The sequence below is a fragment of the Corynebacterium sp. LK2537 genome, assembly GCF_040946485.1.
GTDB lineage: Bacteria > Actinomycetota > Actinomycetes > Mycobacteriales > Mycobacteriaceae > Corynebacterium.
The window spans coordinates 1-17,071 of record NZ_JAYWLQ010000009.1 but is presented as its reverse complement, the minus strand read 5'-3'; the positions used below and the strand labels follow the sequence as shown (position 1 = coordinate 17,071).

Annotated in this window: 15 protein-coding genes and 1 pseudogene; 9 read left to right on the top strand and 7 right to left on the bottom strand. The window is 64.0% G+C overall.

The genetic code is table 11. The features are described from left to right. Positions 1 to 27: 27 nt before the first annotated feature. Positions 28 to 417, bottom strand: coding sequence for an LppP/LprE family lipoprotein (locus tag VVS03_RS10420; RefSeq protein WP_368534498.1), 390 nt, complete (start codon positions 415 to 417; stop codon positions 28 to 30). Positions 418 to 923: 506 nt separating this feature from the next. On the opposite strand from VVS03_RS10420, the gene VVS03_RS10415 reads away from it, so the two are divergent. From VVS03_RS10415 to VVS03_RS10400, 4 genes are all read left to right on the top strand, one after another. After that, positions 924 to 2,459 carry an acyl-CoA carboxylase subunit beta gene (locus VVS03_RS10415; protein ID WP_368520101.1) on the top strand — a complete coding sequence of 512 codons (1,536 nt, stop codon included), beginning with the start codon at positions 924 to 926 and terminating at the stop codon, positions 2,457 to 2,459. Positions 2,460 to 2,509: 50 nt separating this feature from the next. After that, positions 2,510 to 2,764 (top strand): acyl-CoA carboxylase subunit epsilon, encoded by a 255-nt coding sequence (locus VVS03_RS10410; RefSeq protein WP_368520100.1) that lies wholly within the window; start codon positions 2,510 to 2,512, stop codon positions 2,762 to 2,764. A gap of 2 nt (positions 2,765 to 2,766) precedes the next feature. Next, positions 2,767 to 3,405 (top strand): nucleoside triphosphate pyrophosphatase, encoded by a 639-nt coding sequence (locus VVS03_RS10405; RefSeq protein WP_368534497.1) that lies wholly within the window; start codon positions 2,767 to 2,769, stop codon positions 3,403 to 3,405. Positions 3,406 to 3,481: 76 nt separating this feature from the next. Continuing rightward, positions 3,482 to 3,904, top strand: coding sequence for a DUF3151 domain-containing protein (locus tag VVS03_RS10400; protein ID WP_368520098.1), 423 nt, complete (start codon positions 3,482 to 3,484; stop codon positions 3,902 to 3,904). A gap of 87 nt (positions 3,905 to 3,991) precedes the next feature. On the opposite strand, the gene VVS03_RS10395 is transcribed toward VVS03_RS10400, so the two are convergent. Then, a complete protein-coding gene (locus VVS03_RS10395; RefSeq protein WP_368520097.1) occupies positions 3,992 to 5,056 on the bottom strand; it encodes a Cj0069 family protein in 1,065 nt (354 codons plus the stop codon). Between the two features lie 479 nt (positions 5,057 to 5,535). On the opposite strand from VVS03_RS10395, the gene VVS03_RS10390 reads away from it, so the two are divergent. The 3 genes from VVS03_RS10390 (at position 5,536) to VVS03_RS10380 (ending at position 8,964) form a co-directional block, all read left to right on the top strand. Beyond that, complete coding sequence (locus tag VVS03_RS10390; RefSeq protein ID WP_368534496.1) at positions 5,536 to 6,399, top strand: sulfurtransferase; 864 nt, start codon at positions 5,536 to 5,538, stop codon at positions 6,397 to 6,399. Positions 6,400 to 6,568: 169 nt separating this feature from the next. Further along, on the top strand, positions 6,569 to 8,347 hold the full coding sequence (locus VVS03_RS10385) for a biotin carboxylase N-terminal domain-containing protein (RefSeq protein WP_368534495.1): 1,779 nt from the start codon (positions 6,569 to 6,571) through the stop codon (positions 8,345 to 8,347). A gap of 14 nt (positions 8,348 to 8,361) precedes the next feature. Further along, positions 8,362 to 8,964: a GNAT family N-acetyltransferase gene (locus VVS03_RS10380; RefSeq protein ID WP_368534494.1), complete on the top strand. Its 603-nt coding sequence runs from the start codon at positions 8,362 to 8,364 to the stop codon at positions 8,962 to 8,964. Between the two features lie 9 nt (positions 8,965 to 8,973). On the opposite strand, the gene VVS03_RS10375 is transcribed toward VVS03_RS10380, so the two are convergent. Further along, the gene (locus VVS03_RS10375; protein ID WP_368534493.1) at positions 8,974 to 12,414 is read right to left on the bottom strand and encodes a pyruvate carboxylase; all 3,441 of its coding nucleotides are present in this window, start codon (positions 12,412 to 12,414) and stop codon (positions 8,974 to 8,976) included. Between the two features lie 308 nt (positions 12,415 to 12,722). Between VVS03_RS10375 and VVS03_RS10370 the strand changes: the two genes are divergently transcribed. Further along, positions 12,723 to 13,409 carry an ABC transporter ATP-binding protein gene (locus tag VVS03_RS10370; protein WP_368534677.1) on the top strand — a complete coding sequence of 229 codons (687 nt, stop codon included), beginning with the start codon at positions 12,723 to 12,725 and terminating at the stop codon, positions 13,407 to 13,409. A 1,049-nt stretch (positions 13,410 to 14,458) separates the two neighbouring features. Here the strand turns inward: VVS03_RS10370 and VVS03_RS10365 are convergent. The 3 genes from VVS03_RS10365 to VVS03_RS10355 form a co-directional block, all read right to left on the bottom strand. After that, positions 14,459 to 14,563 carry an HNH endonuclease gene (locus VVS03_RS10365; protein WP_368534492.1) on the bottom strand — a complete coding sequence of 35 codons (105 nt, stop codon included), beginning with the start codon at positions 14,561 to 14,563 and terminating at the stop codon, positions 14,459 to 14,461. Between the two features lie 172 nt (positions 14,564 to 14,735). Then, complete coding sequence (locus tag VVS03_RS10360) at positions 14,736 to 14,909, bottom strand: hypothetical protein (protein WP_368534491.1); 174 nt, start codon at positions 14,907 to 14,909, stop codon at positions 14,736 to 14,738. 142 nt (positions 14,910 to 15,051) lie between these two features. Further along, complete coding sequence (locus tag VVS03_RS10355) at positions 15,052 to 15,375, bottom strand: hypothetical protein (protein WP_368534490.1); 324 nt, start codon at positions 15,373 to 15,375, stop codon at positions 15,052 to 15,054. A 73-nt stretch (positions 15,376 to 15,448) separates the two neighbouring features. Between VVS03_RS10355 and VVS03_RS10350 the strand changes: the two genes are divergently transcribed. Then, entirely contained in the window at positions 15,449 to 15,952 is a 504-nt protein-coding gene (locus tag VVS03_RS10350; RefSeq protein ID WP_368534489.1) for a hypothetical protein, read from the top strand. A gap of 191 nt (positions 15,953 to 16,143) precedes the next feature. Here the strand turns inward: VVS03_RS10350 and VVS03_RS10345 are convergent. Continuing rightward, positions 16,144 to 16,547: pseudogene (locus tag VVS03_RS10345) on the bottom strand (recombinase family protein). Positions 16,548 to 17,071: the final 524 nt, after the last annotated feature.

The following is a 17,071-nucleotide window of genomic DNA, read 5'->3' as shown; positions in this document are numbered from 1 at the left end:
GCTGCGGCGGTTGCGGGGCTCCCGCTTTTAGGCCGGCGGCACGTTGCCGGCCATCTCAATTTCTTCCGTTACCGGGTTCCAGGCAAAGGACGCGAACGAGCTGCCCGTCGGGTTGGCGTTGGCGTCGCCGTCCTGCGGCCAGCGGTAGGTGACATCCATCTGCCGGTCCGAGGCCCGGGTGATCTCCGGGGCGAAGCCGTAGGGCTCCGCGGTCGCGGTGCCCAGGTATTCGCCCTGGTGGAAGAGCATGATGTGGTACGGCGACGAGGCCGTCGCGCCGGTGACGGTGACGGCCGCCTCCCCCGCAGCGTTGTTGGCGCCGTTGGCGTCCTCGCCGCTCGGGGAGGCGTGGTCTTGCTGTCCCTGGCCTTTCTGTTCGTTGGCAGTGACCGGGTCGGTCTCCGCGACGGAAGCCACGGGGGCCTCGCTGGCGGGGGCGGATTCATTATCGGCTTTGTCTGCGTTCAGGCCCGAGCATCCGGCCAGCGCAAACACGGCGCCGGCGATACCGGTGGTTAGTATTCCTCACATGGTGGACATTGCCACTCCTAGACTCGTCAAGACTCCTGGATAGCCCCCATTATGACATGGGTCACCATGGATCCCGAATAACGTTTCCGCTTCAATGCCATGACAAAAAGCTGCCTGAAAGCTGTCCCTACGGTGTCTTTTAGATGTGTCGGAGCGGTGCCGCTTGGAGGCCAGCGCGGTGCCCCTTGGGTGTCGCCGCCATGTTGGTTGGATGCCGGCGCAGTGCCGGAGGGACGTCGTCGAGGTGCCACGAGGTGTTAACAGAAACGGGGCGGGCGCCGACTAAAAGGGAGGACCCAGGCAGCCGGAGGGGCCAAGGATACCTTCGGCGCCGCCCGCAGACCACAGGCTGCGAGTTTGTTTTATTTTTAGAGGTTGTAGACTAAGCGATTATGACAGATAAACCGGATCTGAAAACGACTGCCGGCAAGATCACCGATCTGGACAACCGCCTGAGCGAGTCCCGCCAGCCCACCGGCGCTGAGGGCTCGACCGACGCCCGCCAGCGGGTGCTCGACCTGCTGGACGAGGGATCTTTCGTCGAGACGGACGCCCTGGCCCGCCACCGCTCCACCGACTTCGGGCGCGAGCACGACCGCCCCTACACCGACGGCGTGGTGACCGGCTACGGCACCATCGACGGCCGCCGCGTCTGCGTCTTCAGCCAGGACGCCACCGTCTTCGAGGGCACCCTGGGCGAGGTCACCGGGGAAAAGATCTGCAAGCTCTACGACCTGGCGCTGAAGACCGGCGTGCCCATGGTGGGCATCCACGAGTCGGCGGGCCCGCGCGTGCAGGAGGGCATCGTCAGCCTGAGCATGCATGCGCGCATCATGGCCGCCGTCACGCGCGCCTCCGGCCTCATCCCGCAGGTGGCCGTCGTGGTCGGCGACAACGAGGGCATGGCCGCCTTCGCCCCGGCCCTGGCCGATCTGGTCATCGTGGCCCGCGGCGGCGCCCTGCACCAGGCGGCCCCGGCCGTGGTCCAGGAGGTCGCCGGCGCCGAGACGACCGCCGAGGAGCTCGGTAGCGCGGACGCCCTGGCCACCAACGGCACCGCCCACCTCATCGCGGAGACCGACGCCCAGGCCCTGGACTTGGCGCGCACCGCCCTGGCCTACCTACCGGTCAACAACCGCGCCGAGGCCCCGCGCACGGACGCGGAGATCTCCCATGGATCCATCGCGGACAACGTCGACGAGACCGCCCGCGCCCTGGATTCCATCGTGCCCGACGAGGAGACCGGCGCCTTCGACATCACCGAGGTCATCGCGGCCGTGGTGGATCCGGATTCCTTCTTCGAAATCCAGGCCGACTTCGCCGGCAACGTCGTGACCGGCTTCGCGCGCATCGAGGGCCGCGCCGTGGGGTTAGTGGCCAACCAGCCGCTGGCCCTGGCCGGCACCCTGGACGGGGCGGCCTGCGACAAGGCGGCCCGGTTCATCCGCACCTGCGACGCCTTTAATACCCCCATCATCGAGTTCGTCGACTCGCCCGGCTTCCTGCCTCAGCCGGCCGAGGAGCAGGCCGGCCTACTGCGCCGCGCCAACAAGCTGGCCTTCGCCTTCGCCGAGGCCAGCGTCGGCAAGCTGACAATCATCACCCGCAAGGCCATCGGCCCGGCCTACGTCTTCATGGGATCCAAGGACCTGGGCGCCGACCTGGCTTATGCCTGGCCCACCGCCCAGATCGCGGTCACCCAGGCCTCCCAGGCCGCCCGCGCCATCTACGGGGACGCGGCCACGCCCGAGCAGGAAGCGGAGCTGGCCGAGCAGTTCTTGCACCCCTACGCCGCGGCCGAGCGCGGGCTGGTCGACGCCGTTATCGAGCCGGCCACCACCCGCGGCCACCTGGTCGAGGGGCTGCGCCTGCTCGAGCGCAAGATTTCCCAACCCTCCATGAAAAAGCACGGTAATATAACGCTCTAACGCCCGCCCCGCCCGTGCCAGTTACCACCCACCGTGAGGAGCCACCCGCAGTGACCGATACCGCCTCCGCAGCAGTGTCCGAATCCAAGCCCCTGTTCCAAGTAGTCAAGGGCCAGCCCAGCGACACCGAGATCGCGGCCCTGACCGCCGTGTTCACCCAGCTCGCCGCCCAGGCCCGCGCGGCCGCCGCCGGCGCCGGCACGGGCGAGCGCAACCTGTGGGGCGCACGCGACTACGGCCGGCGCGGCCTGCCGGGCCGGGTGGAATACAACCCGAACGCCTTCCGCAACGTGCGTTACTACTAACGATGCCCGCTGCTAACAACGCCGCCGCGGCGCGCCGGCCGCGCATCGTCCTGGCCTCCCAGTCGCCGTCACGGGCCGGCATCCTGCGATCCGGCGGGATTGACCCGGTGCTGGCCCCCGCCGGGGTGGACGAGGAGGCCATCCGGGCAGGCCTGCCGGACGCCTCCCCCGCCGAGGTCGTCGCCGCCCTGGCGCGCGCCAAGGCCCAGGCCGTGGCCACCGAACACGCCGCGGACTACGCCGGCGACGTCATCATCGGCGGCGACAGCATGCTCCTGCTGGACGGGCAGCTGCAGGGCAAGCCGCACACCCGCGCGGCCACCGTGGAGCGCTGGCGCGCCCAGGCCGGGCGCACCGCACACCTTTTGACCGGGCACTGCGTTATCTTCAGCGGGGAGGAATTCGTGGAGACCGCCAGCACGGCGGTCCACTTCGCCGCGGCCGAGGAGGCCGACATCGACGCCTACGCCGCAACCGGCGAGCCGCTCGAATGCGCCGGCGCGTTCACCCTGGAGGCCCTGGGCGGCTGGTTCATCGACGGCATCGAGGGCGATTCCTCCTCCGTTATCGGCCTGTCCCTGCCGGTGGTGCGCCGGGCGCTGTACTCCTTCGGCCTGCGCGTGGCGGATTTCTGGGACTAGCCTTTTCTGGGACTAGCGTTGGGCCCCCTAAAACGCCGCCGACAGGACCGGGTGGGCGCGACTATACTGGCATGCCATGGAGATGAAAGACATGCTTGCCCCTAACCCGATCAAGCTGCCGGCGGATCCCGGTGCGGAGTCCACGCAGGACCTGTCCGCCGGCATCGTCGAGCACCCCGACTCGCCGCTGCTGTGGGCCACCCTGGCCGAGCAGGAGCTGGCCCGGCTGCGCTCCGACGAGGCCCTGCCGACCGCGTATATCACCGCCTACGCCTACGCGCGCACCGGCTACCACCGCAGCCTGGACCGCCTGCGCGGCAACGGCTGGAAGGGCTGGGGCCCAGTCCCCTATTCCCACGAGCCGAACCAGGGCGTGCTGCGCGCCATCGCGGCCCTGGCGCACGCGGCCCAGGCCATCGGCGAGCAGGACGAGTACGACCGCCTGCGCCAGATGCTTAGCGATGCCGACCCGGAGTCGGTCGCTGCCCTGCTGGACTAGCTAGGCTGGCTTAGACACTAAAAACCGCCCCGGGAGGCTGATTTAGCCCCGGGGCGGTTTATCGTTGCCGGTGGTTGTTGGCCGGTCTTAGGCGGCGCCGTGCTTGGCCTCGACGCGGGAGATGGCCTCGGCGGCCACCTTCTGCTGGATGCCCATGTCCAGCTCGGAGGTGAAGCCCACGCAGGAGCAGTTGATTTCGCCCAGGACGTAGGTGTCCTCGCCGTTCTCGCCGTCGGCGAGCATGAAGTCGGCGGTCCAGATCAGCGGGATGTTGTCGCCGCCGAGCTTCTCCGCGATGACCGGGCGGACCTCGGCGAACATGTCGACCAGATCCTGCCAGGACTCCGGGGAGTCGTAGGTGTACTTCGCGCCGGAGAACAGCGTGGCGGAGAAGTTGTCGCCGCCCTCGGCCGGCTTCTTGTGGACCACGAAGACCGGCTCCACGCCGACCAGGAGGATGCGGATTTCGCCCTCGACGATGCGCGGCATGAAGCGCATGTCCACCAGCATGCCGTTATCGCCCTCGATGTACTGGTCGCAGAAGTCCATGAACTCGCCCAGCTGGCGCTCCTCGGTGTGGTTGTCCACGGCCTCGGTGCACTTGAGCTCGGTATCCAGCGGCAGCGTGGTGCCCGGCTCAACACTGGCGGCCAGCTCCTTGTCCTTGAGCTGCACGCGCCAGATGCCGGAGCCGGTGGACCCGCGGTTCTGCTTGAGGACGCGCTCGCCGTAGGACAGGGTCTGCGGGAAGGTCTCGTGGAAGCTCTCGACGTCGTAGTAGGCCTGGGTGTCCTCCGGGACCAGGTCGGTCTGATTCAGCTTGACCAGGGCGTCCTTGGCGCCGTAGGCCATCATCTCCTCCGGGGTGGACATGCCCACCAGGCCGGCCTCGGACAGCTTGGTCAGGAGATCGAAGTAGCCCTTCTCCCCGCCCGGGATGTTGCCCGGGTTCACGCGGGAGATGTAGGCGTCGAAGTTGTTGGAGACGTAGTCGAAGAGATCCTCGGACCACTCCGGGCGGAAGTAGACGACCTCGGAGTGCCAGCCGGCCTCCTGCAGAGACTCGACGATGGGCATGGTGTCCTTGCGGTGGCCGTTGAACTGCTTGTCGGATCCGCCTTCAACTTCGAAGACGACGATGGCTTTGTGCATGGGTGAAACCTTTCGGGAAAGGGGGCATCGGTCACGTCTGGGGCACCGGATTTCTAGCGGCTCCCACACCCTTTAATTTATCGGACTTCCCGCCGCCGCGCGCGCCGGGAATTACCCCCTCTATCCCACCTTTAAGCGGGGTTTTTGGGGGTTGATCAGGCCGGGCGGAAAGCGCGCGTGCACCCTACCAGCACACTTGTTATAACCAGCGCCCCGGCGGGGCGGCGCAGGGCCCGGGGAAGGGGCAACGGCGGGCGCAGGAATGTATTAAATACCACACCCGTCGCGGGGAAGTGACCAATCGTTTTCCGCGCGGTAAAGTATGTGGCAGTAAAAGTTATACGCAGATTCAACCGTGACTCAGCCCCGCCGGCCCCAGCCCCGGCGCCTGGGTCAACACTTTTCGGACCGCGCCGTGAAGCCCCCCTTACCCAGCGCACGGCGCGCACCGCACCCCCCGAAGAAAGGTTTCAAAGAGCATGACCGAATTCGACCCGCACCCGCCCTTCCAGGACTTCGCGCACCCCGGCCGCTTGGTCTCCGCGCCGTGGCTGTCCGCCCGGCTGGGGGTCAAAGGCCTGCGCGTCATCGAGGTCGATGAAGACTCCCTGCTCTACGACATCGGGCACATCCCCACCGCCAGCCGCATCAACTTCCAGAAGGAACTGATGGACCCTACCACCCGCGACATCATCGACGGCGCGGCCTTCCAGCAGCTCATGCAGGACAAGGGCATCAGCCGCGAGGACACCGTGGTCTTCTACGGCGACAAGTCCAACTGGTGGGCCGCCTACGCCCTGTGGGTCTTCGAGCTCTACGGACACCCGGACACGCGGCTGCTCGACGGCGGGCGCGACGCCTGGATGGCCGAGGAGCGCGACACCTCCTTCGCCGTGCCGGAATTCGCGGCCTCCGATTACCCGGCCGTCGAGCGCGACGACGCCCCGCATCGCGTCTTCGTCGACGAGCTGCGCTCCACCGACGCCGTCATTGTGGACACCCGCAGCCCCGAGGAATTCGCCGGCCAGCCGACCAGCGACTCCCCGCAGGGCAACTCCGCCTACGGGACCACCATCCGCCACGGCCACATCCCGGGCGCGACCAACCTGGAGTGGGACCGCGCGATGTACCCGAACGGCACCTTCCGCTCCCTGGAGGAGCTGCGGGTCAACTACGGCAACCTGAATGCCGGGGATCCCACCATCCTCTATTCGCACGTCGGCGCGCAGGCCGCGCACACCTGGTTCGTCCTCAAATTCCTGCTGGGAGTCGAGAACGTCCGCACCTACGACGGCTCCTGGGCCGAGTGGGGCAATATGGTTCGAATGCCCATCGAGCGCTAGAATCCTAGTGTCTAAGCCGAGCTGGGTGTAACACGCCGGAGAAATTCCCGTATCTAACCTGGTACGGGATTATTTTTTGCATAATTTTTAGAACCTGACGGTTTTCTCATGTTTTGATGTGCAAGAATAGTAAGCGATCCAATACTAGTTTTTCAGGAGGATTCCTGCTGTGGCAGTTGAACAAAAGAAGATCACCAAGGTGCTCATCGCCAACCGTGGTGAGATCGCAGTTCGCGTCATCCGCGCTGCGCGCGATGCCGGCATCAGCTCCGTAGCGGTCTACGCCGAGCCCGATGCCACCGCCCCCTTCGTCGAGCTTGCCGACGAGGCCTTCGCGCTGGGCGGGACCACCTCTGCCGAGTCCTATTTGGTCTTCGACAAGATCCTCGACGCCGCCGCCAAGTCCGGCGCCGACGCCATCCACCCGGGCTACGGCTTCCTGTCCGAGAACGCCGACTTCGCCCAGGCCGTCCTCGACGCCGGCCTCATCTGGATCGGCCCCTCCCCGGAGGCCATCGCGGCCCTGGGCGACAAGGTCACCGCCCGGCGCATCGCGGAGCGGGCCGACGCCCCCATGGCTCCGGGCACCAAGGACCCGGTGGCCGAGTCCGCGGAGGTCGAGGCCTTCGCCCAGGAGCACGGCCTGCCGGTGGCCATCAAGGCGGCCTTCGGCGGCGGCGGCCGCGGCATGAAGGTCGCCTACACGCACGAGGAGATCCCAGAGCTTTTCGAGTCCGCCACCCGCGAGGCCGTGACCGCCTTCGGCCGCGGCGAGTGCTTCGTGGAGCGCTACCTGGACAAGGCCCGCCACGTCGAGGCCCAGGTCCTGGCCGACATGCACGGCAACGTCGTGGTGGTCGGCACCCGCGACTGCTCCCTGCAGCGCCGCTTCCAGAAGCTGGTCGAGGAGGCGCCGGCCCCCTTCCTGACCGACGAGCAGCGCGCCACCATCCACGACTCGGCCAAGCGCATCTGCCGCGAGGCCGGCTACTACGGCGCCGGCACCGTGGAATACCTGGTCGGATCCGACGGGCTCATCTCCTTCCTCGAGGTCAACACCCGCCTGCAGGTCGAGCACCCGGTCTCCGAGGAGACCACCGGCCTGGACCTGGTGCGCGAGCAGTTCCGCATCGCCCAGGGCGAAAAGCTGCCCTTTAGCGAGGACCCGACCCCGCGCGGCCACGCCTTCGAGTTCCGCATCAACGGCGAGGACGCCGCCGCCGGCTTCATGCCGGCCCCGGGCACCGTGGTGGATTACCGCGAGCCGACCGGCCCGGGCGTGCGCGTGGACTCCGGCGTGCGCGCCGGCAGCGTCATCGGCGGCCAGTTCGACTCCATGCTGGGTAAGCTCATCGTCTGGGGCCCGGACCGCGAGACCGCCCTGCAGCGCTCCGCCCGCGCCCTGGGAGAATTCACCGTCACCGGCCTGCCGACGGTCATCCCCTTCCACCAGGCCATCGTGGCCGACCCTGCATTCCGCGGCGACGGCGAGTCCTTCGACGTCTACACCAAGTGGATCGAGGAGGAGTGGTCCGGTGACCTGCCGGGCTACCAGGATCCGGACGCCGAGGCCGAGGACGTCGAGGCCCTGCCGGCCCAGAAGTACGTCGTGGAGGTCAACGGCCGCCGCGTCGAGGTGGCCCTGCCGGGCGATCTGGTGCTGGGCGCCGGCGCGGGGGCGCCGAAGAAGAAGTCCAAGAAGCGCCGCGGCGGCGGCTCCAAGGCGGCCGTGTCCGGCGACGCCGTGGTCGCGCCCATGCAGGGCACCGTCATCAAGGTCGCCGTCGAGGAGGGCCAGGAGGTCGCCGAGGGCGACGTCCTCATCGTGCTGGAGGCCATGAAGATGGAAAACCCGGTCAAGGCCCACAAGGCCGGCGTGGTCACGGGCCTGGCCGTGGAGACCGGCGCCCAGATCAACAAGGGCAACCCCATGCTGGAGATCAAGTAGCTAGGCTGGTGGGCATGACTGATAATGCCCACTCCCCTTCTGAGCACCGCACCCCGCTGCACCCCGACGTCAACGACACGGGGATCAGGCTGCGGCTGGCCCAGGATGATGACCGCACCTACCTGTCGCGCCTGTTCTACCTGACCGACGTGCTCGGTGACGAGACGGCCGCGCTGGGCGAGGAACACCTGCGCGACATCGGCCCCTACGTGGGCGAATGGTCCCCGCGCGTGGACGGCGGGGTCATCGCCATCTCCGAGTACGAGGTCCCGGCCGGCGGGGCCTGGCTGCGCTACTTCACAGGCGAGCACAAGGGCGTGGCCTACACCGGCCGCCCGGACGCCGATCCCCACGATGACAGCCAGTGGACCACGGAATTCGACCCGGAAGACATCCCCGAACTGTGCATCGCCGTCGAGCGGCGCTACGCCGGCCTAGGCCTGGGCAAGCGCCTGCTGCGCAACGTCGTGGATCTCGCCCGGGAGCAGACCGCGCCGGCCGTCTCCCTGTGGGTCGATCCTCGCAACGAGCGGGCCCGCCGGCTCTACGATGCCGCCGGTTTCACCCCGCTGGAGGTCCCCGGCGGCGAACCGGGGACCATGATTTACTACTTCTAGCTTCTTAAGCTAGCTGACCACCACGATGAGGTCGCCGCCCTCGACCTTGGTGGCCTGGCCGATGGCCAGGCGCTCCACCGTGCCGGACTGGGTGGCGGAGATGGACGCCTCCATCTTCATGGCCTCGATGACGGCGACCTGATCGCCCTCTTCGACCTCGTCGCCGACCTTGACGGTCGGGTTGACCACGCCCGCGAACGGGGCGGCCACGTGGCCCGGGTTGGCCGAGTCGGCTTTCTCCACCGTCGCGACGGTGGACTCGGCGGAGTGGTCGCGCACCTTCATCGGGCGGATCTGGCCGTTGACGTTGAGGATGACCGAGCGCATGCCCTTCTCATCCGGCTCGCCGACCGCGTCCAGCCGCACGACCATGGCGTTAAGCGACTCGCGCTCCGTGCTGTTTTCCGGGAAGAAGTGGACGATCTTCTCCTCGCCCTCGGTCAGGCCGTAGAAGAACTCGGCATCGTTGAGCGCCTCGGTGTTGCCGTACTGGCGGCGGAACTCCTTGAACTCCTCGAACTGCTTCGGGAAGAGCAGGTGGTTGAGGGCCTCGCGGCGCTCGGTGGAATCCTCCGAGTCCAGGTGGCGGGCCTGATCGGCCGGGACCTCAGAAATCTGCGGCCCCTCCTTCTCGCCCGCGCGGCCGGAGAGGATCTTGTCGCGCAGCGGCGGCCAGCCGCTGGACGGGGTGCCCAGCTCGCCGCGCAGGAAGGCGATGACGGAGTCCGGGATGTCGTACTTGGTCGGCTCCTTGGCAAAGTCCGCCGGGTCCACGCCGGCGCCCACCAGGTGCAGCGCCAGGTCGCCCACGACCTTCGAGGACGGGGTGACCTTGGTCGGCCGGCCCAGCATCTCGTTGACGGCGGCGTAGGTGTCCTCGATGACCTCGAAGCGGTCGGCCAGGCCCAGCGCGGAGGCCTGGGCGCGCAGGTTGGACAGCTGGCCGCCCGGGATCTCGTGCTTGTAGACCCGGCCCGTCGGGCCCGGGATGCCGTTCTCAAACGGGGCGTAGACCTGGCGCACGGCCTCCCAGTAGGGCTCCAGGTCGGAGACGGCCTGCAGGTCGATGCCGGTGTCCCGCTTGGTGTTCGCCAGGGCCGCGACGATGGCGGACAGGGACGGCTGCGAGGTGGTGCCCGCCAGCGGGGCCGAGGCGCCATCGACGGCGTCGGCGCCGGACAGGGCCGCCGCGTAGTAGGTGGCCAGCTGGCCGCCCGCGGTGTCGTGGGTGTGCACGTGCACCGGCAGGTCGAAGTTCTTGCGCAGGGCCATGACCAGCTTGCTGGCCGCCTCCGGGCGCAGCAGGCCGGCCATGTCCTTGATGGCCAGCACGTGGGCGCCGGATTCGACGATCTGCTCGGCCAGGCGCAGGTAGTAGTCCAGCGTGTAGATGTCTTCCTTCGGCGAGGTCATGTCCCCGGAGTAGGCCATGGCGACCTCGGCGACGGTGGTTCCGGTCTCGAGGACGGCATCGATAGCCGGGCGCATCTGGCTGACGTCGTTCAGGGCGTCGAAGATGCGGAATACGTCCACGCCGGAGCGGGCGGCTTCCTCCACGAAGGAGTGGCAGACCTTGTCCGGGTACGGGGTGTAGCCGACGGTGTTGCGGCCGCGCAGCAGCATCTGGATGTTGACGTTCGGCATGGCCTCGCGCAGCATGTCCAGGCGGACCCAGGGGTCCTCGTGGAGGAAGCGCATGGCCACGTCGAAGGTCGCCCCGCCCCAGGCCTCCACGGAGTACAGGTTCGGGGTCAGGCGCGCGACGTGCTCGGCGGCGGAGACCAGGGTGGTGCCGCGCACGCGGGTGGCCAGCAGCGACTGGTGCGCGTCGCGGAAGGTGGTATCCGTGACCGCCAGGGCGTCCTGGGCGCGCAGCTTCTCCGCAAAGCCCTTCGGGCCCAGCTCGCGCAGCTCGTCGCGGGAGCCGCGCGGCAGCTCGGAGTCGCGGTGGGAGCGCTCCGGCAGCTTGTCGAAGGGGCGCAGTGGCGTCGGGCGCTCGCCGTTGGGGCGGTTGACGGTGGTCTCGGCCAGGTAGTCCAGGATGCGGCCCGGCTCGTCGCTGGCCGGCGGGGCCTTGAGCAGGTCCGGGTGGTTGGCGATGAACCCGGTGTCAATGCGGTGTGCGGTGAAGTCCGGCTCCCGCAGCAGGGCGCGCAGGAATCCGATGTTGGTGGAGACCCCGGAGACCGTGAACTCGTTGAGCGCGCGGATGGCACGCGCCACCGCCTGCTGGAAGTCCTTGCCGCGGCAGGTCATCTTCACCAGCAGGGAGTCGAAGTTAGGGGAGATCTCCGCGCCGACCGCGGTCGCGCCGTCCAGGCGCACGCCGGCGCCGCCCGGCGAGCGGTACGCCGTCAGCGTGCCCGTGTCCGGGCGGAAGCCGTTGTTCGGGTCCTCGGTGGTGATACGGCACTGCAGCGCCGAGCCGGTCAGGTGGATGGCCTCCTGGTTAAGGCCCAGGTCCTCCAGGCTGGCGCCGGCGGCGATCTGCATCTGGGACTTCACGATGTCCACGCCGGTGACCTCCTCGGTCACGGTGTGCTCGACCTGCACGCGCGGGTTCATCTCAATGAAGACGTGGTTGCCACGCTCGTCGACGAGGAACTCGACCGTGCCGGCGCCCTCGTAGTTGATGTGGCGGCAGAACTTCACCGCGTCCTGGCAGATGCGGTCGCGCAGCTCGGCGTCCAGGAACGGCGCCGGGGCGATCTCCACGACCTTCTGGTGGCGGCGCTGCACGGAGCAGTCGCGCTCGAAGAGGTGGATGACGTTGCCCTGGGAATCGGCCAGGATCTGGACCTCGATGTGCTGCGGGTTAATGACGGCGGTCTCCAGGTAAACGCTGCCGTCGCCGAAGGCCGCCTCCGCCTCGCGGGAGGCCTCCGCCGCCTTTTCCTTGAGCTCCCCCGGCGTCTCGACGAAGCGCATGCCGCGCCCGCCGCCGCCGGCCACGGCCTTGACGAAGACCGGGAACTGGAAGTCCTCGGCATAAGAAACCAGCTGGTCCACGTCGGTGGACGGCTCGGAGTCCTTGAGGGTCGGCAGCCCGGCCTCCTCGGCCGCGTGCACGGCGGCCGCCTTGTCGCCGGTCAGGTCCAGCGTCTCCGGGGTCGGGCCGATGAATTTGATGCCGGCGTCCTGGCACGCCCGCGCCAGATCCGCGCGCTCGGACAGGAAGCCGTAGCCCGGGTAGACGGCGTCCGCGCCGGACTTCTTCGCCGCCCGGATGATCTCCTCAATATCCAGGTAGGCCTTCACCGGCTGGCCTTCGGTGCCGATACGCACGGCCTCGTCCGCGAAAGCCCGGTGGAAGGAGTTTCGGTCCTCCCGGGGATAAACAGCAACGGTGGTGGCCCCGGTCTCAAAGGCCGCACGGAAGGCACGCACGGCAATCTCGCCGCGGTTAGCGACGAGTACCTTCGAGAACGAGGCGGGGGCAGTCTGAACCACGAGTTTTCCTTTCAGTTCAGTGAGTGATGCACCTTACATCCTAGTTCCATCACGACCGTTTTAGGGACGATTTCCAGTGCAAAGATTCACACAGTTGCAACGGGATTCCTGCAAAGCTTGTAAAGCAGGTAGTTCAGGGAAAACTCGGCAGCCCGCCGACGTAAAGCTAAGCCGCCTGGCGCGGCCCCGGGCAGCACCCAGGGCAGGCACCCCCGCCCACCTGCACCCGCTTCCCCTCTCCCACCTATTTTTATTCACCTATACTAAACCCCGTTCAGCCGCTGGCTACCCCGCTTTACTTTTTAAGAATGAAAACAATAGAACTTTCACACGTCACCACCACCCTGGGTTCTGGGCCCCGCGCAACGACGGCTCTGCGGGACTGCTCCCTGACAGCGGGCGCGGGCGAATTCGTCGCGTTGACTGGCAAGAGCGGCTCCGGCAAAACGACCCTGCTGCGCACCATCGCGGGGCTGCTGCGGCCGGACGCCGGAACGGTCGAGGTGGCAGGAGTCCGGGTCGAGGTGGCCGGCGAAAAAGAGATCCTCAAACTCCGCCGGGAAACGGTGGGCATCGTGCACCAAGAAGACCTTTTGCTCGACGAGCTCACCGCCGCCGAAAACCTCCTGCTGGTGCTCACCGCGGCCGGCTCCGACGCAGCCACCGCCCGCGCGGAAGCCCTGCGCTGCCTAGAACAGGTAGGCGTCGCGGATCTGGCCGACCGCCTGCCCCCCCACGAAATGTCCCGCGGGCAGTGCCAACGCGTGGGCATCGCCCGTGCCATTAGCGGTAACCGCCACATTATCCTCGCGGACGAGCCATCGGCCGCCTTGGACAGCGAAAACTCCCGGGCGGTCTTCGGGGTATTCGCCGATCTGAGTTCCCGCGGCCACACGGTGGTGGTTGCCAGCCACGACGAGCTCGTCCATGACTACTGCGACCGAACTCTTAACATCCGGGATGGCAAATTAACCGCGCACGAGCAGCCGGCGTGAGGTAGCGCCAGTGAACTATAAACTGATGCTCCGCGCGCTTCGCCGCGATACCGGCCTACTGGGCCTAGCCCTCGCCCTGACCGCTGGTGTTTTTGTAGTTGTTGACCTAGTCGGTGCAGGCCATGCTGCAGCTTGGGGTAAAGTACTAGCTCTAGCAGCTGTCAACCCCGTGATTGCTGGACTAGCACATGCAGGTGAAACCGTATTCTGAACATGGGTATCTACCCACTGCTAAAAGGAGAACCTCATGCCGCTGCGGATCATCGCAATTGTAGTTTTTTGCTGGAGGCAGCGTTGGCTATGCTCTTGGTCTAAAAAAGCGAATGGAAAATAATCCAAAGCTCCAAGGAAAAGGCCTCCGAGTTTTATTTGCAAATAAATAGAATATTACATTCGCTCCAGTTCGTCACTCATCCAAGTTGACGAACCGGATTTCATCAGGATTAACACGTCAAATAGAGGGCTTCCGTTTCCATTAAGCTTCAAGATGGTGCTTAAAGAGTTTTATCTAACTGTCTAACGGCAGGAGAACCGTCTATTGCCTATGGTTTGTCACCTTTTGCATCCCGCGGGGAGAGTGATTCCAGCTTTGGAAAGTGCACGCTGCACCTTCGTGTTTGAAACTGCGAACTCAGCCGCAGCCTCAACCACAGTTGGGCACTTCCCTGTCTGAGAAGACAGTATCGTCAAAGTATGCGGCGATCCTGTATACCTGACTGCGTCCTCCTGCTGAACGACGCTGTTAGCTTTGATAAGTTCCTTACGCCGCCCCTGTGCGTATTCGCCTTCTGGGTCGGTCTTCCATCGTTGTGCCATTATATTCATGTGGTAGCTAAGGCTGCTAAATGGACTCCGATCTAGCAGCCTGGAAGAACAGAGTCATGGGTGGCAAAGGCTCACACAAACATGTCTAAAGTCTTTGCTACTTATTCTTCAGGTCTGCAATAGAGACCACAACCGGAGCCCGGATACTCATGCCGAAGGCTTCACTGAAGTGCCAACGTACAGACACCCCGCCACGCAAATCTTGCGCGGACGAATACTCGAGATTAACGGTTTCCCTTCGAGCGATTGTGCGGAATACAAAACATCTCACAGTTCGACTCGTCTGTCGTGCCACCCTTGGACCAGGCCGTGATGTGATCAACGTCCATGTCCTTAAGCGGCCAGATCTTCGTAGCTTTCTCGTGAGGGTCGTGAATTAATCAGAGGTGGTCTGTTCCGACGGCTCCTGTGATGTTGCGGATTCGCTCAACTTTCGACGCGTTCCCCCTCAGCTCGTTTAATGGCATCGGCGACTACTTCACCGATTGTTTTAGCACCGGCCTATGTCAGCTCGGCGTCTTTTGCGCGAAGGGCATTCTGGGTAGAAATAACCACCGCCGCAACATGGGCCTCACCGTAAGTTAAATGGCCAGTAGCGACTGGGTCGAGAAGTTCTCGCGCGCGGTTTTGGATATACATTTCATAGTTGCGCTGACTGTCGTCGATCCGCTCCATGACACGTTGTCTAACCCAGGAATCAGACAACGGTAGAAGAATTCTTGAACGAACAATCTAGAAGAACCGAAAAGGAACGAAAATACCTACCCGTTTGAGATCATTCATTGGCCGACAGCATTTTGCATTAGAGCCGACAACTCTATCGTTTCTGCAGCTGTTTTTTGAGAATTGAATATTCTCCAGACATGAGGTCTATTATTCCTGAGAATATTGCGATGATACCTATCCAAGACCCTGTTAAATAGATGAAAAGTGTGCCGAGGAGTATGAAGAAGCAGCTAACTGCCTTTAGCTGTTTCGTTCTTCTGTCATTGGATTCGTCAGGCTGATAGATCCGGGCAACCATGAGGTCAACGGCGGCAACGGCTAGAAAAATATAAGAGATTTTTGTGTAACCGAGTAATGCAAAGGCTCCTGAAACCACAAGCACGGCAATCCCAGCAAAGCCCACCAAACGACTCATCAGAAAAACACTCCAAAAAATGGTTTACTAAGAAACGTCTCTTTAATTCTATTCGAAAAGTGAGGTCTATCAAGTGAAAAAGAAGGTAACGGGAATTGTGCTCGCTCTGAGCATTGCGCTCGGAGGGGCGCATACGGCTGGGGCTGCCGAATCGACGATGGAAGCTACCAAAGAAATCGGTGCGAATGTCGAAGAAACCACTATCACTACAGAGGGAGATGTGACAACGATCAGTGGCCCTGATGGTGTCACGACCCTGACGGAAGATGCTGCGGCGAACACGATCACCATTAATAGCCCAAATGGAGTGACTGTTTTGAATCGCAATGAGGTGCTCGGGTTTGAGGAACAGGGTGGACATGGGCCGGTTGCGGAAACCCGAGCACGTGGAATCGTTACCGACTGGAGAGTCTACCTGTGCAACGCTGCGACTGCAGCTGTTGTAGGTGGACATGAAGCCACTTGGGCAAAAGCTCTGAAGGTCGCGAAAAATGTAGCTAGGCTTCATCCAGCAACCCGTATTGCTCTTGCCGCAGGGCATTTGGGGGCAGGCACATTCCTCTCAACACAGTGCTAATAACCGTAGGATTTAGACTCAGGGACGCCCCTCTGCAAGCCAAAAGCAGAGGGAAGTCCCTGAGTCTTTCTATTAGAGGTAGCGATATAATACGGCCCTGCCAATGCTGAGCCTGCGCGCATCCTCAGCCTTCGGGATACCAGCAGTCACCCACTCGCGTGCCTAGGCAAGCTTTTCATCAGTGAGTGCTTTTAGCCGACCGTTATAAACCCCGCGGGCTTTGCCCGCGCAATACCTTCTGCCTGGTGCTCGCGAATAATTGAGCACTTAAACTCCGCCACACTTCCAAGGAGCCCGAACCTGATCTTGGTAATCGGTGCGGAATTCAACGAATACGTTTGTCCTTCTTTCAGAAACTTCACCGAAATATCCTGGTTGGTTCGTCGACGAGACGATGTAAATCAATCAACGACCGAGCCAAGCGCCCCATACTGCTAACCACAAGTTGTTCACCAGGACGTACATAATTCAACGCCCCATCCAACCCAGGACGGTTGGTGGAGGAACCGCTGACAGTATCTTGGAAGATGCGAAAGCATTTCTCTTTCTTCAACGCTGCGGTTTGCTGCTCTAAGTTTTGGTCTTTAGAAGTCACGCGCGCGTAACCGACTTTTGCCCAAAAATCACTTCCAGCTGTTCAGGAACGTCTAGAGACAATGACGGTTCTGAATTCAGCAGCTGGGCCGATCAAAATCACCCGCACCGGAAAAACACTGTTCCTAGTTTTGATTTTGATGAACCCGGAGAGATTTAACCCCTCGTTAAATATCCGTACCGGTCAATGTATGTACTTGCGCTCTAGCGTGTCCTAGTGGCTACGCCTTCTGTCAAAGCCTAACGGGGACAAAGCTGTTTGGCTCTGTTGTTGATCGAAGGTTAGGGGGTGAAAGGGTGACGGACATTGTCCATGAAGTCTAGGACGCGTACCTGCGTGTGTTGTTCATCAAAACCCACTCGGACGGCTCGCTGTGTTCGTGCGCACGACACAGCGGAATCCGCCTCAACAGTGCCCGCAGATAATCCAGACGAATTTCTAGCCTGGCCACCAGTCTCAAAGAGCAGTTGGGGGACTCAAAATAAAGGAAGCTCCCTAGTGTTTCTCGTCGTTGGAAGCACTAG

Excerpts from the sequence above, each read along its gene's own strand:
- VVS03_RS10370 (WP_368534677.1), top strand. The coding sequence starts at position 12,723 with ATGAAAACAATAGAACTTTCACACGTCACCACCACCCTGGGTTCTGGG.
- VVS03_RS10400 (WP_368520098.1), top strand. The coding sequence starts at position 3,482 with ATGGAGATGAAAGACATGCTTGCCCCTAACCCGATCAAGCTGCCGGCG.
- VVS03_RS10415 (WP_368520101.1), top strand. The coding sequence starts at position 924 with ATGACAGATAAACCGGATCTGAAAACGACTGCCGGCAAGATCACCGAT.
- VVS03_RS10380 (WP_368534494.1), top strand. The coding sequence starts at position 8,362 with ATGACTGATAATGCCCACTCCCCTTCTGAGCACCGCACCCCGCTGCAC.
- VVS03_RS10360 (WP_368534491.1), bottom strand. The coding sequence starts at position 14,909 with ATGGAGCGGATCGACGACAGTCAGCGCAACTATGAAATGTATATCCAA.
- VVS03_RS10390 (WP_368534496.1), top strand. The coding sequence starts at position 5,536 with ATGACCGAATTCGACCCGCACCCGCCCTTCCAGGACTTCGCGCACCCC.
- VVS03_RS10355 (WP_368534490.1), bottom strand. The coding sequence starts at position 15,375 with ATGAGTCGTTTGGTGGGCTTTGCTGGGATTGCCGTGCTTGTGGTTTCA.
- VVS03_RS10395 (WP_368520097.1), bottom strand. The coding sequence starts at position 5,056 with ATGCACAAAGCCATCGTCGTCTTCGAAGTTGAAGGCGGATCCGACAAG.
- VVS03_RS10365 (WP_368534492.1), bottom strand. The coding sequence starts at position 14,563 with ATGGACGTTGATCACATCACGGCCTGGTCCAAGGGTGGCACGACAGAC.
- VVS03_RS10405 (WP_368534497.1), top strand. The coding sequence starts at position 2,767 with ATGCCCGCTGCTAACAACGCCGCCGCGGCGCGCCGGCCGCGCATCGTC.